General features: G+C 49.9%; 22 protein-coding genes. 15 read left to right on the top strand and 7 right to left on the bottom strand.

Annotation, left to right across the window (positions count from 1 at the left end):
• Nucleotides 1-59: 59 nt before the first annotated feature.
• Nucleotides 60-743 (bottom strand): hypothetical protein, encoded by a 684-nt coding sequence (locus T458_RS48160; protein WP_023558285.1) that lies wholly within the window; start codon nt 741-743, stop codon nt 60-62.
• Between the two features lie 131 nt (nt 744-874).
• Here T458_RS48160 and kynA point away from each other — a divergent pair, with 131 nt between their 5' ends.
• Complete coding sequence (kynA, locus tag T458_RS48155) at nt 875-1,723, top strand: tryptophan 2,3-dioxygenase (RefSeq protein WP_023558283.1); 849 nt, start codon at nt 875-877, stop codon at nt 1,721-1,723.
• Nucleotides 1,724-1,730: 7 nt separating this feature from the next.
• On the opposite strand, the gene T458_RS48150 is transcribed toward kynA, so the two are convergent.
• Together T458_RS48150 and T458_RS48145 are read right to left on the bottom strand one after the other, a co-directional pair.
• Nucleotides 1,731-3,263, bottom strand: a complete 1,533-nt coding sequence (locus T458_RS48150) for an aldehyde dehydrogenase family protein (protein WP_023558282.1) — start codon at nt 3,261-3,263, stop codon at nt 1,731-1,733.
• Nucleotides 3,264-3,374: 111 nt separating this feature from the next.
• Entirely contained in the window at nt 3,375-4,391 is a 1,017-nt protein-coding gene (locus T458_RS48145) for a M23 family metallopeptidase (RefSeq protein WP_023558281.1), read from the bottom strand.
• Nucleotides 4,392-4,550: 159 nt separating this feature from the next.
• On the opposite strand from T458_RS48145, the gene T458_RS48140 reads away from it, so the two are divergent.
• The 3 genes from T458_RS48140 (at nt 4,551) to lipA (ending at nt 8,833) form a co-directional block, all read left to right on the top strand.
• Nucleotides 4,551-5,675 carry a metallophosphoesterase family protein gene (locus tag T458_RS48140; protein WP_031306086.1) on the top strand — a complete coding sequence of 375 codons (1,125 nt, stop codon included), beginning with the start codon at nt 4,551-4,553 and terminating at the stop codon, nt 5,673-5,675.
• On the top strand, nt 5,672-7,855 hold the full coding sequence (locus tag T458_RS48135; protein ID WP_023558279.1) for an ATP-binding protein: 2,184 nt from the start codon (nt 5,672-5,674) through the stop codon (nt 7,853-7,855). The genes T458_RS48140 and T458_RS48135 overlap by 4 nt, the downstream gene beginning before the upstream one ends.
• Before the next feature lie 90 nt (nt 7,856-7,945).
• Complete coding sequence (gene lipA / locus T458_RS48130) at nt 7,946-8,833, top strand: lipoyl synthase (protein ID WP_023558278.1); 888 nt, start codon at nt 7,946-7,948, stop codon at nt 8,831-8,833.
• A 59-nt stretch (nt 8,834-8,892) separates the two neighbouring features.
• Here the strand turns inward: lipA and T458_RS48125 are convergent, their stop codons facing one another.
• Nucleotides 8,893-9,978 carry a Sporulation lipoprotein YhcN/YlaJ (Spore-YhcN-YlaJ) gene (locus T458_RS48125; RefSeq protein ID WP_023558277.1) on the bottom strand — a complete coding sequence of 362 codons (1,086 nt, stop codon included), beginning with the start codon at nt 9,976-9,978 and terminating at the stop codon, nt 8,893-8,895.
• Between the two features lie 87 nt (nt 9,979-10,065).
• Here T458_RS48125 and T458_RS0129175 point away from each other — a divergent pair, with 87 nt between their 5' ends.
• Complete coding sequence (locus T458_RS0129175) at nt 10,066-10,728, top strand: YutD family protein (RefSeq protein WP_031306084.1); 663 nt, start codon at nt 10,066-10,068, stop codon at nt 10,726-10,728.
• Nucleotides 10,729-10,807: 79 nt separating this feature from the next.
• On the opposite strand, the gene T458_RS48120 is transcribed toward T458_RS0129175, so the two are convergent.
• Nucleotides 10,808-12,154, bottom strand: a complete 1,347-nt coding sequence (locus tag T458_RS48120; RefSeq protein WP_023558276.1) for a hypothetical protein — start codon at nt 12,152-12,154, stop codon at nt 10,808-10,810.
• 222 nt (nt 12,155-12,376) lie between these two features.
• Between T458_RS48120 and T458_RS48115 the strand changes: the two genes are divergently transcribed.
• From T458_RS48115 to T458_RS48085, 7 genes are all read left to right on the top strand, one after another.
• Complete coding sequence (locus T458_RS48115; protein ID WP_023558275.1) at nt 12,377-13,795, top strand: M20 family metallopeptidase; 1,419 nt, start codon at nt 12,377-12,379, stop codon at nt 13,793-13,795.
• A gap of 24 nt (nt 13,796-13,819) precedes the next feature.
• On the top strand, nt 13,820-14,785 hold the full coding sequence (locus T458_RS48110) for an ABC transporter ATP-binding protein (protein ID WP_144083880.1): 966 nt from the start codon (nt 13,820-13,822) through the stop codon (nt 14,783-14,785).
• 12 nt (nt 14,786-14,797) lie between these two features.
• Nucleotides 14,798-15,811, top strand: a complete 1,014-nt coding sequence (locus tag T458_RS48105; protein ID WP_051410100.1) for an ABC transporter ATP-binding protein — start codon at nt 14,798-14,800, stop codon at nt 15,809-15,811.
• Nucleotides 15,812-15,835: 24 nt separating this feature from the next.
• Nucleotides 15,836-16,786 (top strand): ABC transporter permease, encoded by a 951-nt coding sequence (locus T458_RS48100; RefSeq protein ID WP_023558272.1) that lies wholly within the window; start codon nt 15,836-15,838, stop codon nt 16,784-16,786.
• Nucleotides 16,787-16,800: 14 nt separating this feature from the next.
• Nucleotides 16,801-17,730 (top strand): oligopeptide ABC transporter permease, encoded by a 930-nt coding sequence (gene opp4C, locus T458_RS48095; RefSeq protein ID WP_023558271.1) that lies wholly within the window; start codon nt 16,801-16,803, stop codon nt 17,728-17,730.
• A gap of 25 nt (nt 17,731-17,755) precedes the next feature.
• Complete coding sequence (locus T458_RS48090; RefSeq protein ID WP_023558270.1) at nt 17,756-19,402, top strand: ABC transporter substrate-binding protein; 1,647 nt, start codon at nt 17,756-17,758, stop codon at nt 19,400-19,402.
• A 70-nt stretch (nt 19,403-19,472) separates the two neighbouring features.
• Entirely contained in the window at nt 19,473-20,939 is a 1,467-nt protein-coding gene (locus T458_RS48085; protein ID WP_023558269.1) for an MDR family MFS transporter, read from the top strand.
• Nucleotides 20,940-21,409: 470 nt separating this feature from the next.
• Here T458_RS48085 and T458_RS48075 read toward each other — a convergent pair whose 3' ends face one another.
• Both T458_RS48075 and glpX read right to left on the bottom strand, forming a co-directional pair.
• Nucleotides 21,410-21,679, bottom strand: a complete 270-nt coding sequence (locus tag T458_RS48075) for a DUF3055 domain-containing protein (RefSeq protein WP_023558267.1) — start codon at nt 21,677-21,679, stop codon at nt 21,410-21,412.
• A gap of 10 nt (nt 21,680-21,689) precedes the next feature.
• On the bottom strand, nt 21,690-22,664 hold the full coding sequence (gene glpX, locus T458_RS48070; protein WP_023558266.1) for a class II fructose-bisphosphatase: 975 nt from the start codon (nt 22,662-22,664) through the stop codon (nt 21,690-21,692).
• A gap of 236 nt (nt 22,665-22,900) precedes the next feature.
• Here glpX and hepT point away from each other — a divergent pair, with 236 nt between their 5' ends.
• The 3 genes from hepT (at nt 22,901) to T458_RS48050 (ending at nt 25,455) form a co-directional block, all read left to right on the top strand.
• A complete protein-coding gene (gene hepT, locus T458_RS48060) occupies nt 22,901-23,335 on the top strand; it encodes a type VII toxin-antitoxin system HepT family RNase toxin (RefSeq protein WP_023558264.1) in 435 nt (144 codons plus the stop codon).
• A 91-nt stretch (nt 23,336-23,426) separates the two neighbouring features.
• Nucleotides 23,427-24,056, top strand: a complete 630-nt coding sequence (locus T458_RS48055; protein ID WP_023558263.1) for a helix-turn-helix transcriptional regulator — start codon at nt 23,427-23,429, stop codon at nt 24,054-24,056.
• 121 nt (nt 24,057-24,177) lie between these two features.
• A complete protein-coding gene (locus T458_RS48050; RefSeq protein WP_023558262.1) occupies nt 24,178-25,455 on the top strand; it encodes an Nramp family divalent metal transporter in 1,278 nt (425 codons plus the stop codon).
• Nucleotides 25,456-25,485: the final 30 nt, after the last annotated feature.

Below are 25,485 nucleotides of genomic sequence, written 5' to 3'. Positions count from 1 at the left end.
GCCTCTGGCAGCTATCGCCAGGGGTTTTGTTGCGTCCGCGTGTAAAGAAGGGAAAGCTCTCAGGACACTTGCAGCAGGAGTGTCCTGGTTTTGCTTCCTTGCTCCCGCCATTGCTGCAATCCTTCATAGGACAGATCTGCTGTATCGGGAACCGTGGCCTCAAGAGTCTGATCATCCTTCCACTGCAGATCCAGGATCGGGAAGGCAAAATCGCCGGTAACAGCTTGTTCGGCTAACGTGGCAGGTTCTCCTTGTACAGCTGCAACACTGAATTCATCGGTACGCAAAACAAGGACCTGATGGCGCACCAGCTCTGTTCCCTCATTTCTTCCAAGCAGGAGGGCGAGATAGCTTTCGTTCGGGGAAAAAGCATGGCTGACGAAGATGCTCCCATCGTAGGCAGGCAGGGACAAGGTGCGGTGCTGTTCTTCTTTGATCTGCAGCCAGAGATGGTCGCACAGCTTGGCGCCGCAGCTGAAGCGGATGTCCCCGTAAACTACGCCTGTCGGGGAGGAGAATGCGGAAGTGTTCACGCGTTCCCATTCGATTTGGCGCTCGGAAGAATCGAAGGATGCCATGTAGTCTTCCAGCTCTGGCAATTCTTTTGTGGGAACAGAAATTGTCCCAGATTCGAGGGACAGCTCGACACTGCTCCCAGCGTGGCCGAAGCCGGAGGATTGGCAGCCGTATACGATGCCAGTTGTCATCAGCAGCAATAGAACAAGAAATGGTGAGGGCTTCATGCCGATTTTCCTTTCCGGGTTAAAGTGGCGCCTGCCTAATCGCGGCAAGTCGTCCAAAGATATTGACATCATGTCAATAACTATCATAAACTAAATTCACAACATTCTAACAAAGATTAAAGGAGAACGCCATGTCAAACCACGAGCGGAACGTACAGGCGGGCAACGAAGCGAGTATTCATATGGATTTTTCCAAGGAGATGTCCTATGGCGACTATCTGCAGTTGGAGTCCATTCTCTCTGCGCAACGACGGCTGTCCGATCATCACGATGAGATGCTGTTCATCATTATCCATCAGACGAGCGAGTTATGGATGAAATTGATTCTGCATGAATTGCAAGCAGCCATCTCGTGTATCTGGGAAAAAAATCTGGATCCGGTCTTCAAGATGCTGTCCCGGGTATCGCGCATTCAGCAGCAGTTGATCCAATCCTGGGATGTCTTGTCCACGCTCACACCATCTGAATATCTGGAGTTTCGGGATACACTGGGCAAGTCGTCCGGTTTTCAGTCGTATCAAAATCGCCTGATCGAATTTGCCATGGGTTACAAGAGTCCCCATGCTCTCAAGGTATTTGAGCATGAGCCAAAGATCTATGCGCAATTAAAAAAAGCGCTGGAGACGCCGGGGTTGTATGACGCTTCGATCTTCATGCTGGCAGAACGCGGGTTGCCGATCGATCCAGGCGCGTTACAACGCGACTGGACACAGGATTATCAGCCAAACCAGAGTGTAGAGGATGCCTGGCTCGCGGTATACCGGGATGTCAACAAGTATTGGGATTTGTACGAACTGGCAGAAAAGCTGGTGGACATCGAAAACCGCCAACAACAGTGGCGGCTCAATCACATGTTTACAGTCGAACGCATCATCGGCAACAAGATGGGGACGGGTGGATCATCAGGTGTCCAGTATTTGAAGCGGGTGCTCGATCACCGTTTCTTCCCCGAGTTGTGGAGTTTGCGCACCAAGCTGTAATCATGCGTCAGCGCAGTCTGCGAAATTCCCGCCAGATGGCACGCAGGGCGTCTACGGATAGGGTCCGTTTTTCCCCGTACAGCCATTTTGTCACGCTGCTCATCATGGTTTGCTGGTCCTCCGTGTAGGGATACCAGTTCAGCTCGCGTCTGCGCTTGCCCGGGTCATGAATGACAGAAGTGCTGTGAGTGAAGGCTTGCAGCCCGAGAGGACCGCGATACCGCCCGATGCCGCTTTCCTTCACTCCGCCAAAAGGAAGATGCGGATTGGCAAAGCTGATGATGACGTCATTGATACAGACATTGCCGCTCTCCAATTGTTCGGCGATGCGGCGGGCTCGCTTGCTGTCCTGCGACCAGACCGAAGCGTTCAGTCCATACGGTGAGCTGTTGGCAAGCTCGACAGCCTCTTCCTCCGAAGAGAATCGCATGATCGGCAGCACAGGACCAAACGTTTCTTCTTGCATGATTTTCATATTCGGGGTGACATTGGTCAGTACGGTCGGCGGAAGAAACATCGAACCGTCTACCGGAATATCCCCGCCCAGGACGGCTGTCGCTCCCATGGCGACAGCCTCTTCAATGTGTTCACGTACGATGGGAATCTGGTCGGGAAATGTCATCGAGCCAACCTCGGCTGATTGGGGGAAGCCCTGGCGCAAGGCTCTTGTCTTCTCCGTCACCAGGGCGACAAAATGGTCGTGGACGGATTCGTGGACAAACACACGCTCCACCGACATGCAGACTTGTCCCGAATTGGTGAAAGCCCCCCATACAGCGGCGTTGGCCGCCCGTTCTACATGCGCATCGGCGCAGACGATCATCGGGTCCTTGCCGCCAAGCTCCAGCTCAACGGGGATCAGATGCTCTGACGCAGCACGCATAATCGATTTGCCTGTGCGAACCGATCCTGTAAAAAATATTTTATCAGGCCGTGACGCGACGAGCGCTTGCCCGGCTTCTTTGCCTCCGTGCACCACATGAATGACTCCCTCTGGGAAAGGAACAGCCCGGAATAACTCCTCGATCAAAAGCCCCACGGAAGCAGTAACCTCTGATGGCTTCAGGACCACTGTATTTCCGGCGACCAAGGCAGAGAGGACGGGAATGACAGCGAGCTGGAAGGGGTAGTTCCACGGCGCGATCACTGCTACGACCCCCATCGGCCTGTAATGGATGTAGGACTTTTTGGGCTGAAGCAGCAAGGGTGTCGCTGCTTTTTGCGGTGCCAGCATCCGTCTGGCGTGCTTTTCATAGAAGCGTATGGTATCGATCGTAACGAAGATCTCGGTCATGTATGCTTCGAATGGAACTTTTCCGGTGGCTTGACTAATGTGCTGCGCCAGTTCCTCGCCATGCCGGACGAGGTACAGACGAAGCTGAGCCAACAAGTCCAGCCTGTCCGCAAGTGATGTTTTCGACCACCCGGCAAATGCACGGCGAGCATGCTCGACAGCCTGTTGGACTTCATCAGGGGCCGCTTCCTTGAGCGTGCCGATCTGTTCGCCCGTAGCGGGATTGTGCAGGGAGAGGACAGTCATGGACGAACACCTCTTTTTCGTAAAATGGGCCAGTACAGGAAAAGGCTGGCTCCATATTGGTTCGCGGGAGTGAGGCAATTTTCCTTTCCCCCATGACGTGCCGCTTCCCGATCATCTTTTCTTTTTCAAGCGTTCCCAGCGCCACAGATAGGGGTATGGGTCAAAAGCCCATTCATCGCCGCCCGTTTCCCGATACATGCCATAGTGCAAATGGGGGGGGAATTTCCCGGAGGTGCCGGGCTTTCCGTATCCGGAGCTGCCTACATAGCCGATCACTTCTCCTGGTTCTACGATGTCTCCGGGCTTCAAGCCCTTTTTAAAAGAAGACAAATGTGCAAAGTAATGGTAAACATTCGCCATGTCACGCATGCCGATCCTCCAGCCGCCGTAGCGGTTCCAGCCGACTACCTCGATCATGCCGTATCCTGTGCTGAGTACAGGAGTCCCGTAGCCAGCGAAGATGTCTGTTCCCTCGTGAATGCGCCGTCCTCCCCAGCCTCGGGCATCCCCCCAGGTGCTGCGGTAGCTGTAGCTGTAGCGGGAAGGGATGGGGAAATGACGGCCGCCCAGATCGAGATGCTGATACTTGTCGTAGATGATGGCAAACTGGTGAATCGTTCTGACGGAGCGGCTGCGCTTGTAGTACTCCCAAAGTCCGATGCGCCAATCGTCGCGCTCAAATCCGTAGTCGGACAGAAAATGGATGAAAGTCGCCAGCACATCACGGTCATTGTGGCGATCCGCCATTCCATCGCCATCTCCATCTATCCCGATCCCGCCAAAAAAGGATATGGAAGCGGGGTTTGAATCCTTCTCATCTGGATTTAACTCCCCGCACCATCGCTCGACGGGAATGTCTATGGCCGTCAATCGATTCGCTGCAGATTCGGGTTCACCCTTTTTCTTTTTGCGTATCTTCATTGACCGCTCATATTGATCAATGGCAGCCAGATACGTCCAGGGGACCCCGTACATTGCCTCCATCTGTTGAAAAAGCTGGAGACGCTCCTCTAAAACAGGATCGACAGATGGGGCGGATGGGGCAGCGCTCGCCGGTACCAGCGGCAGGACAGCAGATACGATGCAGATGCACAAGCCGATTTGAATGATGAGCCGGAAAACCTTCATGCTGTCTCCCTCCACCCGAGTATTTTCTTTATGTAGTTTCTGACAGGTGCAATGAATTATCCAGATACTTTTTGGAAGGGCTTTTCAATGCTTCCATATTTCCTGTATCATAAGGAGAAAATATGTTCGTAGTTTTGGGCAGGCAGGGAGTTGAAAGCATTGTTGACCTTTATTCATACGGCGGATGTCCATTTGGATGCGCCGATGCAAGCTTTGTCGGAGCAGTATGCGCTCCGGCAGGATGATTTTCGCCGGACGATGCGCCGGATCCGCGATCTGGTCGTGGACAAGCAGGCAGACTTCTGGCTGATCGCGGGAGACCTGCTCGAATATCGCGGCGGCAGCCGTGCTACGGCTTTATTTTTGCGTGATTTGTTTGCCAGTGTCGCGCCTGTACCCGTCTGCATTGCACCCGGCAATCATGATCCGTGGAGAGAGGATTCCTATTATCAGAGCCTGGGCTGGTCCGGCAACGTATTCTGGTTTACGCCGGAGTGGGGGGCCTTTGAATTTCCGGAGAAATCCTGCGTGGTCTATGGCTGGGGATTTCCTGAGCCGCATGTTTACGAATCGCCTTTGCGCCATTTTCCAGGCAAGCTGTCGGGATACAAGCATCACGTGATGGTTCTCCACGCACATGTGCGGAGCAGCGGGGGAGACGACCATCATCCTTACGCCCCTGTGACGGTAAAGGAATTGGTGGATACCGGGATGGATTATGTGGCACTGGGGCATATTCACAAGCCGATGCAATTCGTCCATCCGCTGAAAAAACAGCCGATTGCCGCCTACCCGGGGACTCCAGAAGCCTTGACTGTCAAGGAGGAGGGAGAGCGCTGCGTCTTGTATGGTGAATTGGATCATGCCGGCAGACTGACGCTTACGCCCGTCTCCGTCGAACAAAGGCGCGTCAGCAAGATTGAGATCAAGCTTGGCGGAGTAGAGACGACGGAGGCTCTGGTGGAGTTGGTGGAACAGGAATTGGCAGGCGAGTCTGCCGAAAATATGGTCTACGTCACCTTCAGCGGGGAGCGAGCCGCGCATTTCACCCCATCGCTTCCCGTGTTGCAGCAGCGTTTTCGTCACTTTTTTCTGATTCGTTTTACCGACCAGACTTGGCCTGACGTGGACGAGGAGAAGCTGATCGCGGAAGGCGGCGTATTGGGCAGATGGCTCGCCAAGCTGGCCGATGCGGAAGCGATAGCCACCGATGAGGCACAGCGCCAGATGATCCGGTTGGCGCGTCGGGAAGCAGTGGAGCGGATTGGGGGGAGTTCAGTATGAGAATCGAAGAGGTGCAGCTAAAGGGTTTTGGGAAGTACCAGGACGCTGTGTTCCGCTTCGCACCGGGTATCAATCTCTTCTTTGCCCCCAATGAAGCTGGCAAGTCGACATTGCTGCATGGCATGATCGCCGCACTGTACGGCATGAAGCGAGATTACGTAAAAACGACCCGTTACCTGCCAGAGTACGAAAAGTATCGTCCGTGGCAGCCGGGACCGTATGAAACGATCATTACCTATCAACTGGCAGGGAGGACGTATCGGCTCCACCGGAGTTTGCTGAAAGAACGGGAAGAGGCTCGCCTGTTTTTGGACCCGGAATGGACAGAGCTGACGGATGTTTACCAGGAGGACAGGCGCAAGGAGCGCAATTTTATCGAAAAGCATCTGGGACTTAGCCGCAGTTTGTTTACGGATGTGACCTGGATTCGCCGTGAGCCGCTTGCCGCCGGGGAGCATTTGATGCCAGCTTTGATGACGGATACGCAGGAAACGAGCCCCATCGCAAACAAAATTCTCGCGGATCTGGAGCGGGATTTGAGTGCGATCGGGAAAAAGGAGAAGGCGGAAAATACGCTGCTTGGCAAAGCGACAGCTCTTTTGTCGCAAAAAGAAGCGGAGCTGCGGCAAGCCGAAGTGGTCAGCCAAGAAATGAGTCAATTGAGCCGCCAGCTTGCCGATTGGGAGAGTGAGCGAGTCTCTCTGGAGCAGCTGCGCCATCGATTGCTGCAAAAGAAAGCCTATTGGGCGAAGCGTGAAGAGGAGTGGCAGAAGCGTTGGCAGCTAAGCCACAGCGTTCCGGATGAAGAGCAGTGGCGCTGGTGGGAGGAAACCAGTTTTTCCCAAGAGGAACGGGTGCTTCATCAGCAGACACACGCTGCGCTGCATCGTCTACAGATTGCGGAAGAAAGCGAACATGAGCCAATGGCCCCGAGCCAAGATCAGGAGATGCTCCGCCGCCTCCAAACCGATTATGAGCAAGGGGTAGCGTTGAGGAGGCAATGGGAAGACGCGCACGTCAGACTGGCGCAGCTCGCTGCCACCACACGACGGTCAGAAAGCAGGGAGCCTCATCAGGGTCTTGGATGGGTGGCCTGGTTGTGGACGGGTGCCGTTGCGTCTGCGGGAATCGGGGTAATTTCTTGGTTGTTTGAGCAGAGCAGCAGCAGTGCCGCAGCGTTTGCTTTGACTGCTGTTCTCGCAGCAGTTGCTTGGTTTTTTGGCAGGAAGCGGAAAGGAAGAAACCTTGTGGACAGCCTTCCGTCAGCTGAAATGATGCGTATTCAAGAGGAGCTGGCTTTTCTGGATGATAGACTGGGAGCCTTGTTGAGCCAATGGCAGATGCCGGATTGGGAAGCTTTTGTCGAGTATCGGGAACAGCGGCAGAAGCAGTTTCAGGAGCGTGAAGGCCGACACACCGCTGAGCGGATCTCCAGACAGGAAGAGGCAAACAAACTGATTCGTGAGTGGGGAACAGCTGTCCGGGAGTGCTTGACACGCGAAAAGCAGGCATGGGGCTTACAGGATTGGCAAAGGGAATGCGCAAGGGCAGAAGAACAGTTGCAGGAGGTAAGAGAGCGGATTGCCAAGGCGACCGGTCAGATGGAGGCGCATGAGGGAATATCTGTCGCACAGTCGCGAGCAGAGTACGAGGAAGCTCAGGCGGGACTCGCGCGGCTGCTGGAAAAGCGGGAGGCACTCCAGCTCGCTCGTGATGCCCTGGTGGAGGCAATGGCGGAGTGGAACCGGGATGTATCTCCCGGCGTCAACCGACAGGCTTCCCTCGTGATGGAGAAGATCTCGGAAGGGCGTTATCGGGAGGTCCGGCTCGATCCGCGAGACAGCTTTTCGGTAAAAGTACTGGAACCGTGGAACCAGCGCGTACTCGAACAGGAGCATTGCTCGACAGGAACACAGGATCAACTGTATTTTGCCCAGAGAATGGCTTTGTTTCATCATGTCAGCCAACAGACGGAACCATTGCCGCTCTTTCTGGACGATCATTTCGTTCACTACGATCAGCGGCGTCTGGAGCGGGCATTGGCTTATCTGGAGGAAGTAAGCGAGGAGCATCAGATCTTCTTGTTTAGCTGTACGGATCGGGAGCTGCTCGTATGGGAGCGAATGCTGTCGGCATCCCAAAGGCATCAGGCACATCCACTTGCCGAAATACTGGCATAGCATATTGGCATAAGTGCCAAAGAGGTTGCCCCGCCTTGGGTCAAGCTCTATAATGGACGTATTGACCAAGTCACGTGAGGAGTGGGCCCCATGACGCAACGTAAACCCGAGTGGCTCAAAATTAACCTGGTATCCGGCCCGGAGCTTGCCACATTTAAGGAATTGAAACAAACCATGCGCAGCCAGACGCTGCATACGGTATGCGAAGAAGCAAAATGCCCCAACATTCATGAATGCTGGGCAAATCGTACGGCCACCTTCATGATCCTGGGAGATATCTGCACTCGTGCCTGCCGGTTTTGCGCTGTCAAGACAGGCTTGCCAACCGAGCTTGATTTGGCAGAGCCGGAGCGCGTAGCGGAGGCTGCCGAACAGATGGGCCTGAAGTATGTCGTGGTAACCTCTGTAGCCCGTGATGATCTGGCAGACGGGGGAGCCCAGATTTTTGCCGAAACCATCAAGGCGATTCGGCGCAGATTGCCGCTTGCTTCCGTAGAAGTGTTGATTCCTGACTTTTTGGGGAATTGGGATTCGCTCAAAACGGTTATGGATGCACGTCCTGATGTGCTGAACCATAATATCGAGACGGTGCGCCGCATGTCTGACCGCGTCCGGGCTAGGGCCAAGTACGATCGTACGCTTGCCCTGCTGAAAAAGGCCAAGGAGCTTCAGCCAGACATCCCAACCAAATCCAGTCTGATGATCGGCGTAGGGGAGACGGTGGAGGAAATCATCGAAACGATGGATGACTTGCGTTCTGTCGACGTCAACATCATGACGATCGGCCAGTATCTGCAACCGACGAAAAAACATCTGAAGGTGGAGCATTATTACCATCCCGATGAATTTTCCAGGCTGAAAGAAGAAGGAATGAAACGAGGGTTTAGCCACGTAGAAGCAGGACCATTGGTACGCAGCTCCTACCACGCGCACGAACAAGCGGATGCAGCCAAGGAAGGCATCGCACAAGCACAATAATTTGCACATGCACAAACCACCTGTCCCAAGAACAGGTGGTTTGTTTTGTTATTGATCGGTTAACGGTTGGAGATGCCTACAGGTGAATTTTTGCCTTTGTTCATTTTGCTGGTTGTCCCAGCCTTGCCGCCTCTTGTGGTCTCTGCATCCGTTTTGCCGCCCATGCGCTTGATCAATGAATTCAATTGATTCCCATCGACTGAACGTACGCCCATGGTATTGTTGGTGCGGCTGGCAACACGAGTGATTTCCTGAATGTCACGAGCGTTGTCGGTTACATATACCTTGTAGTAGCGAGGAGAGACAGACATGGCATTCATTCTCGCCTGTTTTTTCGCTTCCTTTGCGTTTTGGCCATTTGTGTTCAGCCCGACAAAGATCTCTTCATCGGTCACCAAGACAGTAGAGCGTTGGACCCCTGGGCAGCTCGCAGTTACATTGCCGACCGCACGAGCCAATGCATCACGGTCTACATAAACCTGATTCGCATTGTTTGTAGCGCGGAGTACGTTGCGATCGGTCGTGGCATAGCCCATATGCGGCATTCCATTCCCCGTCGCTCCCATTGTTCCCATGCCTGTCCGGGTTCCCGCGTTTTGGTAAATGGATTGGTTTCTCGTACCATCGGGGAAGGCGGTGTAAGGACGGGTTCCATTAGTGTAGGCGTTGTAGTTATTGTTGCGGAAGCCATCGAAACGTCCATCTGTTCCGAAGCTACGGAAGCCATCGTTACGCCCATCCATCCCGAAGCCGCGGAAGCCATCTCCCAATCCGGTATAGGTACCAGTGCCAGTGCCCGTATACCCGTTCGTGCCATAGGTGCCGGTGCCAGTATACCCATTGGTCCCATAGTTGCTGGTTCCTGTGCCAGTGTAATTTCCGAACCCAGTAGCCCTTGTGCCATACCCTGTAGCATTGGTCCCGTAATTCGTACCATTCATGGTGCCGGCACCTGTGCCAAACGTGGTGCCTCGGCCTACTCCATCGTAGTTGCGGACGTGGAGACCATCCGTCCCGGTGTAGTGTCGGGTGGACTGGGTAGTGGTTTTGTTCGGCGTCGTGTAGTTCGGTGCAGCGTTGTTACCACATGCGGAAGCCATCAAAGCGATACCTGCGATTGCTGGAATGAGCCATTTCTTATTCATTGGAACACCTCCTACACGATAGAATGTCCACACTGCGACCGCCGTTTTCGTGGGAATTTTAGCTCATACTGCTTGAAATATGATAAGATGGTCGTAGTATGCACGAGTGAGGAGGGAGCGGACTTGATTCGCACGCAAGCCGGTACTTATGAAGTAATGGAAGAAAATCGCGATGGCTGGAATCCAGAAGCATTCAAAGAGCGCTATAGCGACATTCTCGACAAATACGACTACATCGTAGGCGATTGGGGCTATGGTCAACTCCGTCTGCGGGGATTTTATTCCGATGCGAATCGCAAAGTGCCGTTCGAGCAGCGAATTTCCGCCCTGGATGAATACCTGCAGGAGTTCTGCAACTTTGGATGCCCGTATTTTGTTTTACAAAAGGTAAAAGGGGCAATTGGTTCAGATGAACACCTGAATCTGGAACAAGCTGCATACGATGCGGACGGGGAAGATCGGCAAGATTTCGTTCGTGATGAAATGATTTATACAGAACGCAAAGAACGTCGTCGGTTCCATCCGCGCCAGAACAAGCAGGAAAGATCGGAGCGCGGCAACTCGGGGGCGCAAGTGCAGCGTTCCGGAGCTGGTCGCAGCGAGAGATCAGACAAGCCCAAATTGAACAAGGAAAAAAACGAAAAAGGCCGAGACAATAACGGAAAGGAACGCCGTCCGAATCAAGCTCGCGCTAATCGTGAGCACGACAGGGTCTCGAGCGCGCCGGTTCCCAATCAGCCAAAACGTTGATCGGTAATGATGAATGTAGAAAGACGAAACCGCCAGGATATTTCCAGGCGGTTTTTCAACGTGGAGGAATGCTATTGAGTCAATAATTTCCTTGGTTTTGGGACTGGATGTTTGAAAAATCAATGCGGTACATTTTTTTGGGACGTCCTCTAAGTTTTTCCTGTTTTTTATAAGAGACGGAAGCAACACCGCGATCTTGAAGGATGTTCAAAAATCGATTGGCGCTTCGAATCGTGATCCCAAGGTAAAACGAGACGTCCTCGGACGATAATTCATTACTATTTGTTTTATCAATCACGGCGACGATTTTTTGAATTTGCAAAGGTGAGATTCCAAGCTGTACGCTCCATTTTTCGATCTGTTCATTCATCGAGTTAGAGAACTGGATACAAGCTTTATCACCGAGCGGGCCAATCACCTGATCATCCTCTGTAATGACAAATGAGCAGTTATTCGGGTGGGCTTCGGCGGCTTTATTTGCACTCTGGGCATTTGTTCGCGCTTTGTGCAGAGAGTCACCGCTTCCCCAGCCAATATTCACTTTAAAGGGCAACTGTTCACTTAAGTACTCAAAAAGTGAACAACTCGTGTAGTGATGGGTAAGCGTTTCTTTCAGATCGCGTAAAGAGGTAATGATCTCAAAATGGAGTTGGCGCTTTTGAATCATGAATGGCAGATGATGCAAGGAAGCGTACTCCAACAGGGATTTGTGCAAGAGCATCAATTGCAGATCTAATTGTCCTGTATTTGCATCTTGCAGGTTAACATTACGGATCGAGATGTTTCCGATGGCTACCTGTTTATCTACCAGCTGACTGATCTGAATATCACTAATCATTTTGTTGAACTTATCGATAATGGATTCATGGGAAGGATATAGATGAATGAACTGAATATCATTCTCCTTCAGTTTATTGACAACATTACTGTAACGAGTAATCGACAGGTCTACTTTTCCTTGAAGCCAAAGGGACAGATGGAAATCCAGGATCTCGTCGTACGTGAGAAGCAGGCGCTCATCTGCTTTTTGGGGTGTATAGGGAAATAACTCCGGAGGCAACACCTCTTTTAGCCCGAGATAGTGATTGTACTTCCCCAAACAATCTATGGCGAGGCGCGAAGGGCATAGATCTCTGTTTTTGGCTTGAATCGAATACATCAGTTTGTAAAAATCCCTCTCTGTAATATCCACGTAATCAGTTGGAATCATCAGTTCAGGTATATCCTTCTTCAAAACAAGATAAGCAAGCTCCCCCCCACAAATCATTCCATCTAAAAATAGGCTTTGAGATAAATAAATGTCCTTAACTTCCTCCAAATGCTTATAAGTAAAAATTTGCAAGTTACACAGCTTATGGAGAAGGGATTCAATTTCTTTTATCCTGAACACCGATTGTTCAGCAGAGATAAAACCGATGTTTACCATACCAATGTCTTCTCCTATGCAATGAAATGACTTTACAACCTAATTCTATATATATTCTTACACAAAGTACCAAACATTGATCAAGGAAAGCAAGTTTTAAATTTTAATAAGACAGAAAATAAAAAAATCACAGAAATTTGAATTGACGAACTATTTGTCGAAGAATATAATCATTTAAGAAAGGTCCAAAACATGACCGAAATAGATTTCCAGAGGTGAATCATGAACATCATCGAGCAAGTATCGAGCATCATCAAGGAAAAAGAGGAAGTGTTCATTCAGGTAAGCGACCGAATTTGGGAGTTGGCAGAAACCAGGTTTGAGGAGTATCAGTCCGCTGAGGTTTTGTGTGAGGTATTGCAACAGGAAGGCTTCCAGGTCGAACGAGGCGTGGGCGGAATTGAAACAGCATTTCTTGCGTCTTTCGGTTCAGGGGCACCGGTCATTGCGATCCTGGGAGAATTTGATGCGCTCTCAGGAATGAGTCAAAGGGCCGGTGTGTGCCACCCGGAGGCATTAGAGCATGGCGGAAATGGGCATGGTTGCGGACATAACTTGCTCGGAGTGGGAGCGTTGGCAGCAGCAGTTGCGGTCAAGGAGATTTTAAAAGAATCCAAACTCGCGGGTACCGTTCGTTACTACGGATGCCCAGGTGAAGAGGGTGGCTCAGGCAAGACGTTCATGGTTCGAGAAGGACTATTTGAAAATGTGGACGTTGCCCTTACTTGGCATCCCGGATCGCATAATTCGGTCTCAACCGGCAGTTCACTTGCCAATTATCAAGTACACTATCGCTTTACTGGAAAAAGCGCCCATGCTGCGATTAGTCCTCACCTGGGCAGAAGCGCATTGGATGCGGTAGAACTGATGAACGTTGGGGTTAACTACTTGCGGGAGCACATTACGACCCAGGCAAGAGTCCATTACGCGGTGACAAATACGGGGGGAAATTCACCGAATGTCGTTCAGTCCGAAGCAGAGGTCCTGTATCTGATACGAGCGCCGAAAGTGCAACAAGTGGAAGAGATTTATCATCGCATTAACGACATTGCAAAGGGCGCGGCTATGATGACAGGGACAGAAGTAGCAATCATTTTTGACAAGGCTTGTTCGAATCTTCTCCCTAATGTGACATTGAATCGAGTGATGCATGGCAAGTTCGAACAGCTGGGAGTTCCACAGCATTCCAAGGAGGAACAAGAGTTGGCCAAGGAGATCAGAAGGACATTATCAGAAGCGGATAAGCAAAATGATACCCGTGCGGATGTCTCGTTGATCGGTAAAGACCTGGCTTCTCATTTGGAGCCTTTTCAGGAAAATGAGATATCCATGTCTGGCTCAACAGATGTTGGCGATGTGAGCTGGGTTGTGCCAACCGCACAGTGCGAAGTGGTTTGTTATGCATTAGGCACTCCTTATCACTCCTGGCAAATGGTTGCGCAGGGCAGAACTTCATTCAGCCATAAAGGAATGCTCCATGCCGGAAAGGTCATTGCATTGACAACACTGGAACTGCTGACAAAACCTGAGTTGATTGAAGAAGCGAAGCTGGAATGGAAAGAACGGCATGAGGGTGTTGCATATGTTTGTCCCATTCCACCAGACGTACTGCCGTCTCCACTGAGTAAAAAAAGTAAGTAACCCCTGAGGAAAGGAGTGGAAATGTTGACTGATTTATTACATATCGAACATTTGAAAACAGCATTTAAAACGGACGGAGGAGAAGTCGTATCGGTGGACGATGTCGGATTTCGGTTAAAGACTGGAGAAACGATCGGAATCGTTGGTGAATCCGGGTGCGGCAAAAGCGTTACTTCTCTATCCGTAATGCGGCTGTTGGGAAAGAGCGGATATGTAAAGGAAGGCGAGATCTGGTTTAATGGACAAGATTTAACCAAGTTCACCGAGGACGAATACCGGAGAATTCGCGGCAATGAAATCTCCATGATTTTCCAAGAGCCGATGACTTCCCTGAATCCGGTCTTTACGATCGGCTATCAAATGCAGGAGGGCATTACGCTTCATCTCGGATTAAAAGGGAAAAAAGCGCGAGATTATGCCGTGGAAATGCTGAAAAAGGTTGGAATCCCGCGAGCCGAATCCATTATGAATGAGTATCCACATGCCTTATCAGGAGGGATGCGTCAACGCGTCATGATTGCCATGGCGTTATCCTGCAAGCCCAAATTGCTGATTGCCGATGAACCTACGACGGCGTTGGATGTAACCATTCAAGCACAGATACTGGAGTTAATGAAATCATTACGCGATGAGTCTGGTACGGCAATTATGCTCATTACGCACGACCTGGGTGTTATCGCGGAAATGGCTGACAAGGTCATTGTCATGTATGCCGGACAGGTTGTGGAAGAAGCAGATGTGTTTACCTTATTCGACAATCCGAGACATCCGTATACACAGGGATTGATGAAATCGATTCCTCATGTAGATTCAGATCCTGATGAACGTCTGACGTCGATTCAGGGGACGGTGCCGTCTCTGCTTGCCATGCCAAAAGGATGTCGTTTCAACAATCGCTGTCAGTATGCGGAGGAACGTTGTCGGCAGGAGCAGCCATTGCTGGTCACGGTAGGAGAAGGACATTCCGTCCGCTGTTGGCTCGCGGAGTAGATTTACACCAAGATGGACGGGTTAAGGGGGAGAACGGTGAAAAAGAACAGCATATCCGAGCAAGTTCCTATTTTGCAGGTAGAACAGCTCAAGACCTATTATCCAATTCGAAAAGGAATTTTCTCGCGAACTGTCGGGCACGTCAAGGCAGTCGATGATGTTACCTTTTCGATCTATCCGGGAGAAACACTTGGACTTGTAGGGGAATCAGGATGTGGCAAATCAACAATCGGGAAGACGATCATTCGATTGGAACAGCCAACAGAGGGGGAAATCCTGTTTGACGGACAGAGCATTTCAGCCTTTTCATTGAAAGAAATGCAAGGCATTCGTACAGATCTGCAGATTATTTTTCAGGATCCATATTCGTCTCTCAATCCTCGAAAACGAGTAGAAGACATATTGGCTGAGCCGCTTCAGGTGCATCAGCTTCTTCCCAAACATGAGATTCCACGCCAAGTGGAAAAATTGTTGGAAAAGGTTGGGCTGCCCAAGTCGTATAAAGATCGCTATCCGCATGAGTTTTCAGGGGGACAACGCCAGCGTATCGGAATCGCAAGGGCACTTTCACTAAATCCAAAGCTGATCATCTGTGATGAGCCCGTATCCGCTCTGGATGTTTCGATCCAGGCGCAAATTTTGAACTTGCTGAAAGACCTGCAGCATGAGATGGGGCTTACCTATTTGTTTATTGCGCATGGATTGGGTGCAGTAAAGTATATCAGCGATCGGATCGCAGTCATGTACTTGGGCAAAATCGTTGAAATTGCAAAGACGAAAGAAATTTTTGAGCATCCAAAGCATCCCTATACCCAAGTTTTATTAAATGCCTATCCAGTGCCCAATCCCAGATTGCGTTCCAAGGAACGAATAATTGTTCAGGGAGATCTACCGAGTCCGGTCAATCCGCCAAATGGATGTCGCTTTCACACTCGCTGCCCATATGTACAGGCGGTATGCCGTGAAAAGGAACCCGTATTAAGCTCGGACGAGCATGCGGTCGCATGCCATTTCCCACTCGCGTAATCTACCTGAAAGAAGGTGTTCACTATGTTTGTTTATATCGTCAGAAGGATCCTCATCTCGATCCCTGTTCTCCTCGGGATCACGATTGTGAATTTTTTGATCATCAATATGGCTCCGGGAAGTCCAGTCGATATGATGGTCGATCCCAATATTTCTGCCGAACAACTGGAGCTCCGGAAAGAACAACTGGGATTGAACGATCCGCTTTGGATGCAGTATTTGACCTGGATGGGCAACCTGCTGCAAGGCAATTTGGGATATTCGTTGAGCAGCTTTGAACCGGTCTCAACGTTGATTGGTGAACGAATCGGACCGACCGTTGCGCTGATGGGAGCAAGTATTGTCGTCGGCGTGCTGATTGCTGTTCCATTTGGGATCATTAGTGCCACCCGTCAATACAGCAAGTGGGATTACCTGATGACAACGGGCTCGTTTCTCGGCATTTCGATTCCCAACTTTTTTCTTGGTTTAGGACTCATCTACATTTTTGCTCTGAAAAATCCGTGGTTGCCGAGCGGTGGCATGACAACATTGGGAACAGAAGGAGGTATCGTAGATACGCTCTACCATATGGTTCTTCCGGTGTTTGTCCTCGCGATCGGGATAGCAGGGAAAAAGATACGTTATGTTCGTGCGAGCATGCTGGAGATTTTGGGCCAGGATTATTTACGGACTGCACGTGCCAAAGGATTGCGAGAATTCGTGGTGACCAACAGGCACGCTTTGCGAAATGCCTTAATCCCGATTATTACGGTAGTTGGGATGGAAATTCCGCTTCTTTTGGGAGGAGCAGTCATTACGGAGCAGATTTTTCAATGGCCAGGAATCGGACAACTAACCATGCAATCCATCATGTCAAGGGATTACCCAACCATGATGGCCTTGAATTTATTGGCTGCGGTTATGGTTTTGTTTTCCAATCTCGTAATGGACATCTTGTATTCTGTTGCCGATCCACGAATTAAATACAACTAAAGGAGGGGACTTCCATGACTGGTATACGAACTGAAACACAGCCGCCTTCCGTTCAGGGAAATACCCCGATCACTGAGGTTGAGATGGAGGGGCAACGAAAGGAAACATACAGTAGAATGATTGCCAGAAGATTCTTGAAACACCGTCTCGCAGTAGTCGGCCTGGGGATTCTTGCAATCATTACCTTGATGGCGATCTTCGCTCCCTTTTTGGCGCCTCATGATCCATATGAGGTGACAGAAGTATTCGAGGGAGAGCCATCGGCCGAGCATTGGCTGGGAACCGACCAGATTGGACGCGATGTACTGAGTCGTTTAATCTATGCTTCCCGAGTCTCCCTGGTGGTAGGTGTGGTAGCCGTTGCTATTTATATCGCTATTGGCACGATCGTCGGTGCGGTTGCCGGATACTTTGGGGGTTGGATCGACATGGTGATCATGCGCATTACAGATATTTTCATGTCGTTTCCGTTTTTCATGATCATCTTGGTCATCGTGAGTGTCGTGGGGTCGAGTTTAACGAATGTGATACTTGTGCTGGGGTTGCTGGGCTGGCCTTCCGTGGCTCGTCTGGTGCGAGGGAGCGTATTATCACTGAAGCAGCTTGATTTCGTGAAGGCAGGCATTGCGCTTGGAATCAGTACGCCACGGATCTTGTTCGGGCACATTCTGCCGAATGCAATTGCCCCGATTCTTGTAAATGCAACGTTTGGGATGGCTGGAGCAGTCATGACAGAAGCAGCACTAAGCTTTCTTGGAATGGGAGTAAAAGCTCCGATGGCAAGCTGGGGAAATATGCTGACAGATGCGCAGTCCTTGTCTGTTTTGACAGACCAACCATGGCTCTGGGTACCTCCCGGAGTAATGATCCTTGTTTCGGTATTGGCCATTAATTTTATTGGGGACGGCTTGCGGGATGCATTGGACCCGAAAGCTTTAAAATAATGCTTAATAAATGGGGGACATTCTGATGAGGATAGGAAAAAGAATTGCAAACATGCTTTGTATCACTGCTCTGATCGTTTTATCAGCTTGCTCGGGTGGTGGGGGACAAACACCATCAGCGAATAGCGATGCAACCAATACCAGCCAGCCTAAAGCTGACCCTGGAAAAGCAAACCAGGTCTTCATTGGGATTACCAATGCGCCTGGATCACTGAATCCAATCAATGCGACAGATGTCACATCCAACTATTTGACGTGGATCATGTTTGAGCCGCTGATGGAGCTTGATCCAACCTTGAAGTTTGTGCCGCGTTTGGCTGACAGTATCGAAACGAATGACAATCAGACCTATATTGCCAAGCTGAACCAGCAAGCAAAGTGGACTGATGGACAAGCTTTTACGGCAGAAGATGTGCTCTTCACGTTTCAAACGATCGGCAATCCTAATGTGATGACCTCGCTTACTTCTTGGACACCTTTACTTGCGGGCTTTGATGAAAAAGGGCAGCTTGCACAAGGACAAACCGATATAGAAGGGGTAAAGATCATTGACCCAAATACGGTAGAATTCCGCACCAAGACTCCGGTCGATCCGAATCTGTTCCTGGAGCAAATCGGCCGAAACATTCGCTATTTGCCGAAACACATCCTCAAAGATGTGGACATGTCTACCTTGCATCAAAACGAGTTCATGCAAAAACTGAACGTTTCCACGGGAGCATTTAAATTCGTCAGCTATCAAAAAGACCAATTTGTGGAACTTGAAGCGAACAAAGATTACTACCGTGGTGCACCGAAATTAGAGCGGATTTTCTTTAAAATCATGCCTTCCGCAAACATTGTGGCACAGCTCCAATCCGGCGAGATCGACATGAATGTACCGGGAATCGGGAACATTGCCGTACAGGATTTTCAAAAGGTTCAGGAAATGAAACATATTATCTCGAAAGCGGGCCAACCGACCAACTACCAAATGGTATTTTTTAACACAAATACATTCCCTGATGTGAGAGTTCGTCAAGCATTAGCTTATGCAATGAACAGAGAAATGATGGTCAAAAGCCTGCTTAGAGGTCAGGGCCAGGTTACGGATTTGCCGTTTACGTCTATGCACCCATACTACAACAAGGATTTGAAAGGCTATGGCTACGATCCTGAGAAAGCCAAACAACTTTTGCAAGAAGCCAATTGGGATTTTAGTAAACAAATCAATATACAAGTGCCCTCCGGAAACAAAACACGGGAACAGACAGCAGACATCATGGCAGAAAATTTCAAAGCGGTTGGATTAAACGCTCAAGTTCAGAAGTACGATATGCCTACACATATCCAAAGAGGGAAAAAAGGAGAGTTCGATCTATTCTTCCTTGGGCTGACCTTTGAGCTTGATCCGAACAGTATCAATTCTTACTTTAACTCTCAATCGACTTGGAATCTGTCCGGTTATACAAATCCTGAAATGGATGCGTTACTCCAACAAGGACGCGAGGAAACCGATGCACAAAAGCGTAAGGAAACGTATAACAAGATTCAGGAACTGATCTTGCGCGATCTCCCTCAAATATCCTTGTATGCGGACTACCGCCTGCTTGCTGTCAATAAGCGTATCTTAGTGGGTGAACCAAGAGAAGTGGGCATGTTCATCAACATGAACGAGTGGGAAACAGAATAAAGGGACAACTGACAAGAAGGGACACCCTGAAGCGGGTGTCCTCTCCTGTTCTGTTGGTTAGGAGAAAATCATGGATACAAGCCGTACCTCATTTTGGCCGATTATGATAGCGGTATTCTTCGGTGCGTTTTTATCAGTTTTGAACACCAGTACAATCAACGTTGCAATACCGTCTTTGATGAATAGCTTTGACTCTGATTTAAGTACCATGCAATGGACGTTGACTGGCTTTATGCTTGCTACCGGATTAAGCGCTCCACTTTCCGGCTTTTTGGGAGATCGATTTAGCAACAAGCGACTATATCTGTATGTTTTGATCGGTCTTGCTCTTACCTCTCTTTTGTGTGCGGTAGCATGGAGTCCAATAGCGCTTATTTTCTTTCGAATGATGCAAGGATTTTTTTGTGGTATCATCATGCCCACGACCATGACGATTATCTATCAGACTGTTCATCGGGAAAAACAGGCGTTTGCTGTCAGTCTCTGGTCGATTGCAGCATGGATGGGGCCTGCATTTGGACCGACGATAGCAGGATTAATTCTTCAATACTTAAGCTGGCAGTGGCTCTTTCTGATCAATGTTCCGCTTGCGATTCTTTCTATTATACTGGCAGTGCGTCTCATTCCGCACCAGCAACCTTCATCACAGGCGTCTCTGGATATCTCTGGTTTGATCATGGTCCTGTATTGCAGCTTTGCCTTGTTGATTGCATTTAGCGAGGGGGGCAACTGGGGATGGGGAGCCTGGCAGACGCTAGTATTTATGGGTAGTGGATTTATGATACTCTACCTTTTTGTTCGGAGAGAATCGCGTACTCCGGAACCACTTTTACATCTATCAGTTTTTCATAACAATCGCTTTATGATCAGCGTTGTACTCAGTTGTATCATTAATGCCAGTTTGTATGCCGGAGTCTATCTTGTTCCGTTATTTATGCAGACAATCCAGCAGGTTTCTCCGCTTCAAACCGGCCTTACGTTATTGCCTGCTTCAGCTGTCATGGCCGTTGTCATGCCGATTATCGGGAAAATGTATAATCGAGTAGGTGCATTTTGGCTTACGGTTATCGGAATGCTGATCATGGCTTATAGTCAATGGCAAATGAATTTGTTGTCCGTAGAGGTTTCATCAGGATATATCATGCTGTGGATGATGGTGCGAAACATTGGGATTGCCTTTACTTCTGCACCTTTGACCAATGCGGGTATGGAAGAGATACCAGAGAAATTGTACGGACATGCTTCAGCTGTCAGCAATTGGACTCGATCGGGCGTAAGTGCGCTTGCGATTGGATTGTTTACGACACTTTTAGCATGGCGTCAAGCTATTCATGTGGACGCTTTGCCGGAGCATGGGGTCGGGGCGAGTGAGAATTTGGTCAAAAATGCTATGACAGCTGGAGTGAATGATGTTTTTCTGTTGTCGGGAATGTTGATTGTAGTCAGTTTGCCGTTGACGCTGGTATTGCGAAAAAAGGCATCAGTGAAGAAAGGAAAAACCCCTCCGTTCAACAGAATAGAATCCATGAAAGCATGAACTCTTTTTACTGTCTCCAAGAGGGGATCATACCATCTGTTGCCGAACAGAAGTCATCTTTCTTTCGAATTAAAATCCGCCGTAGCCACCATAGGGGAAAGGTGTAGGAAGTGGATAAGGATAGGGATAAGGATACGGTAAGGGATATGGGTACGGATAAAAATTTTGACCAAAGGGAATTACGATCGGAAAGTTACAATCAATGTCTCTTCTGCGACGGCGCCAAAATACAGGATATGCTTGGTCTTCTGGAATCGCTTGGTATCCCTGCTCATTGCCATATGGCGCCTGCCCATATTGATAAGGCTGCATAGTGCGATCTGCACTCCTCTCCATGTCTGTATGTGCAGTAGCAGTATACGGGATAGATGCCCTGCTTGAGCGTTGTCCGGACAGAATTGGGCTCTTGGGCAAAAGCAAAGAGGGAAGAGCATCATGGGCTCTTCCCTCAAACGGAGTCGGCTGGAATATTAAATAACGGTTTCCAAAAAGGAGTGCAGTTCCTGCGCTTCTGCTTCGCTGATGTTGAAGGCGTACTCGAGATAGCCTTCCTCCTTCAAGTCATCATGTCCGATGATGGCAGAACGGCCATTTTGAATATTGATCACCAGTTTTTTTCCGTAAAAGCGATTTGTCGTCGTGATCGCCAGGTCGAAGCGCGTCGACTCAGCCATGAAACTGACGAAGCGGGTTTTGGTTTCCTCTGTGTCGTCGTACAGGTAAAACAAATCGTGGGCCATGTGTATCCCCCTATCTCAATGGTAAATGTGGTTTATGCTCTGTGTTGTGCAGGGCACGCACAAAGCGGATCGTCTTGGTCTTGGCCCGCATGACGATGGAGTGGGTCTCCACCATGTCGTCGCCCAGGAAGCGGACACCTTGCAGCAATTCGCCGTCAGACACGCCAGTCGCCGCAAATATAGCGTCATCGCCTCGGACAAGATCTTCTAATTGGAGAAGCTGCTCGGGGTTGGCAAGTCCCATCCGAATGCAGCGTTCACGCTCGCTGTCGTTTTGCGGCTTGAGCTGGGCTTGCATGTCTCCTCCAAGACATTTAATCGCAGCTGCGCTGATGACACCTTCTGGAGCGCCGCCAATCCCTAAGAAGAGATCGATTCCGGTATGAGGGAGGCAGGCAGCGATTGCAGCCCCTACATCTCCGTCTCCGAACAGTTTGACGCGGGCTCCTTTTTCCCGGATTGCATCGATGATGGCCTGGTGGCGTTCCCGCTCCTGGATAATGACGGTTACATCCTGAATCCGTTTGTTGTTGGCTTCCGCGACGATTTCGATCATTTGGTCGACAGGATCGTGGAGCTTGATTTTTCCCGCTGCGCGTTTTCCGACTGCCATTTTCATCATATACATGTCGGGTGCGTGGAGCAACGTGCCGCGGTCCCCGATGGCGATGACAGACATGGCATTGTTATGCCCCTTGGCTACGATGGTCGTGCCTTCGAGCGGATCTACCGCCACGTCCACTTCTGGACCTGTTGCATCCGCATGTCCCAGTTTTTCTCCAATATAGAGCATGGGGGCTTCATCCAGTTCTCCTTCACCAATGACAACCGTTCCCCGCATGTTGATGGTATCAAACATGGCCCGCATGGCCTCGGTCGCCGCTCCATCTGCCTCGTTTTTATTCCCCCGTCCCAACCAGTGGGACGAGGCGAGTGCTGCCATTTCTGTTACACGCACGATTTCCAGTGCCAGTTCGCGTTCCAAAAGTCTTCCTCCCTTGATCCCAGCAAAATACCTCCATCATTGTAACATAAAGTACAAGGGGAATCGTGACAGCGTGTACAAATTTGGTATACTGATGGTTGAAAAGAGGTGACAGCCGGTGAGCAATTCCTACCTGCAGGAAGGGGAATTGGTTCTTCTCGTCCTTGTTCTCACATTCGCAATTACCATTTTTTACGCAAAGCGAAAAGCAAAAAAGCGGAAATAGGTGAAATCACATGTATGATGTAAATACAAAACGTATCGATCAAGTTTTTACCCATATGAATAAGATGATAAATTTGTTGGAAAAGCTGAGTGGCCGCGGCAAGGATGCGGTACTGGCAGACGAGGTGGCGACGGCTGCGATGGAGCGCGGTCTGCATCTGTCAATTGAAGCGGTCATCGATGTCGGCAATGCGTTGATCGACGGATTTATCATGCGCGACCCTGGAAGCTACAGCGATATTGTCGAAATTCTGCGCGATGAGCAGGTCATTACCGAGCAGCAAGCCCGAATTCTAACCCGTGTCACTGACTTCCGCAAGCATCTGGTCAACGATTACACGACTGTGCCTGCCGGCGAGATGTATGAGGTTGTACAGGATTCGCTTTCCACTCTGCGTGAATTCGAACCAGCAGTCCGTACTTATCTTGAAAAAGAGCTATTCTAAGCAGGTAAGCGGATTTTTTATACAAAACCCTTTCATTAGTTTACTAACGTGTCGAAATCCGCTACAATAAACAGAAAGGGCGGTGATACGTATGACAAATGAAGGAACGTCCACCCGCGATCAGATCTTGCACATGCTAAAGGTCAGAGGGTCGCTCTCAGTCAGCGACATGGCCGTCGATCTTGGCATCACGGAGATGGCGGTGAGACGTCATCTAAATACATTGGAACGGGATAGCTTGATCAAGTCTACCTTGGTTCGGCAAGCGATGGGACGCCCAACAAACGTTTATTCCTTGTCGCAGGAAGCAGATGAATTGTTTCCGCGCAATTATTCTCATTTGACGCTAGATTTTCTTCGGGATTTGCAAGACATGGACGGCATGGGAAAAGTGGAAATGCTTTTTCGCCGCCGTGAGAATCGTCTGGAGGAAACCTACCGGCCGCAGATTCAGGGAGATTTGGAAGAACGTGTAGCCAAGTTGGCCGAGCTGCAAAATGACAAAGGCTATATGGTGGAATGGGAAAAGGTCGAATCCGGAGACGGCTACCGCATCCAGGAATTTAACTGTCCCATTTCGCAAGTTGCCCGTGAGTACAATCAGGCATGCAGCTGCGAGCTTTCGCTGTTCCGCCGCGTGCTCAAAGCCAATGTCGAGCAGACCTCGTGCATGGCCAAAGGCGGCGAAAAATGCGTGTTCGAGATCAAAGAAGCAAAGTAAAGCTGGAACCGGGAAAGCCAAAATCCACTTGATGGTTGAGTGGATTTTGGCTTTTTTTGTCCTTTTGGGGAATTCTACACAATACGTGCAGGGAAAATGCAAAGTATAAGGATGGATAAAAGTGACGGACAAAAATGGGAACAAGACGGCCCGCAACGCTCAGGCGACGCTGCGAGGGGAGAGTTGGGGCATCAGAAGGCTCCTTCCTTTTTTGGGTCCCGCATTTATAGCAGCGGTAGCCTATATCGATCCCGGCAATTTCGCAACAAACATTACGGCGGGGTCCAAGTACGGATATCTCTTGCTATGGGTGATCGTCGTCTCCAATGTCATGGCCGTTCTGATTCAAAGCTTGTCCGCAAAGCTGGGCATCGCCACGAGAAAAAACTTGCCTGAGGTGGCAAGGGAAAGGCTGCCTAGATCCGTAGCCATCTTCTTGTGGGCTCAGGCCGAACTGGTCATCATTGCGACGGATTTGGCAGAGTTCATCGGAGCAGCACTCGGATTGCACCTATTGTTTCACCTTGACCTCGTGCTGGCTGCCATCGTTACTGCGATTGCTTCTTTTGCCATTCTGGAGGTTCAACGACGAGGATTCCGCTCCTTCGAGGCAGTGATTGTGGTCATGGTCTTTGCCGTCGTGCTGGCGTTTGCAGTCCAAACCTTTCTGGTAAAGCCTGATCTGGCAGCCATGGCGAAAAGCATCTTCGTTCCGCGCTTTCAGGGTACGGACAGCATCCTCTTGGCTGCCGGGATCCTGGGTGCTACTGTTATGCCGCACGCCATTTATCTGCACTCTTCCTTGACGCAAAATCGCGTGGTGGGAAAGAATGATGAAGAAAGCAAACAAATATTCAAATTCGAATTTATCGATATTATAATAGCAATGATTATCGCTGGAGCTATCAACATGAGCATGCTGGTCGTATCAGCAGCATTGTTTTACAAGCATGGCTTGTTCGTTGAGGATTTGCAGCAAGCCTTTTACGAACTGCAACATTATGTCGGTCCGGTCGCTTCCATCTCATTCGGGCTGGGACTGCTGATAGCCGGATTGTCAAGCTCTGCAGTCGGTACATTGTCCGGCGACATTGTCATGCAAGGGTTTATCAAGAAAAAGATCAATTTGTACATTCGCCGGGCCATTACCATGATCCCGCCATTGCTCATCATGATTTGGGGCGTCAATCCGACGAATGCCCTCGTAATGAGTCAGGTGATTCTGTCCTTCGGCATTGCGTTTGCACTGGTGCCGTTGATCCTTTTCACCAGCAGTCAAAAGATTATGGGCGCCTTGGTGAACCACCGTGTAACGACGTTCTTTGCTTGGATTGTTGCCTCTCTGGTGGTCTTCTTGAACGTTTTTTTGCTGTGGGAGACCTTGTTTCCCGACGTGTGAGGACAAGCCTATCGGTATTACAGATTCCCA

It is taken from the genome of Brevibacillus panacihumi W25 (assembly GCF_000503775.1).
In the GTDB taxonomy this organism is placed as follows: domain Bacteria; phylum Bacillota; class Bacilli; order Brevibacillales; family Brevibacillaceae; genus Brevibacillus; species Brevibacillus panacihumi_A.
The sequence above is the reverse complement of the archived record's forward strand: the minus strand, read 5'-3'. Positions and strand labels throughout refer to the sequence as shown.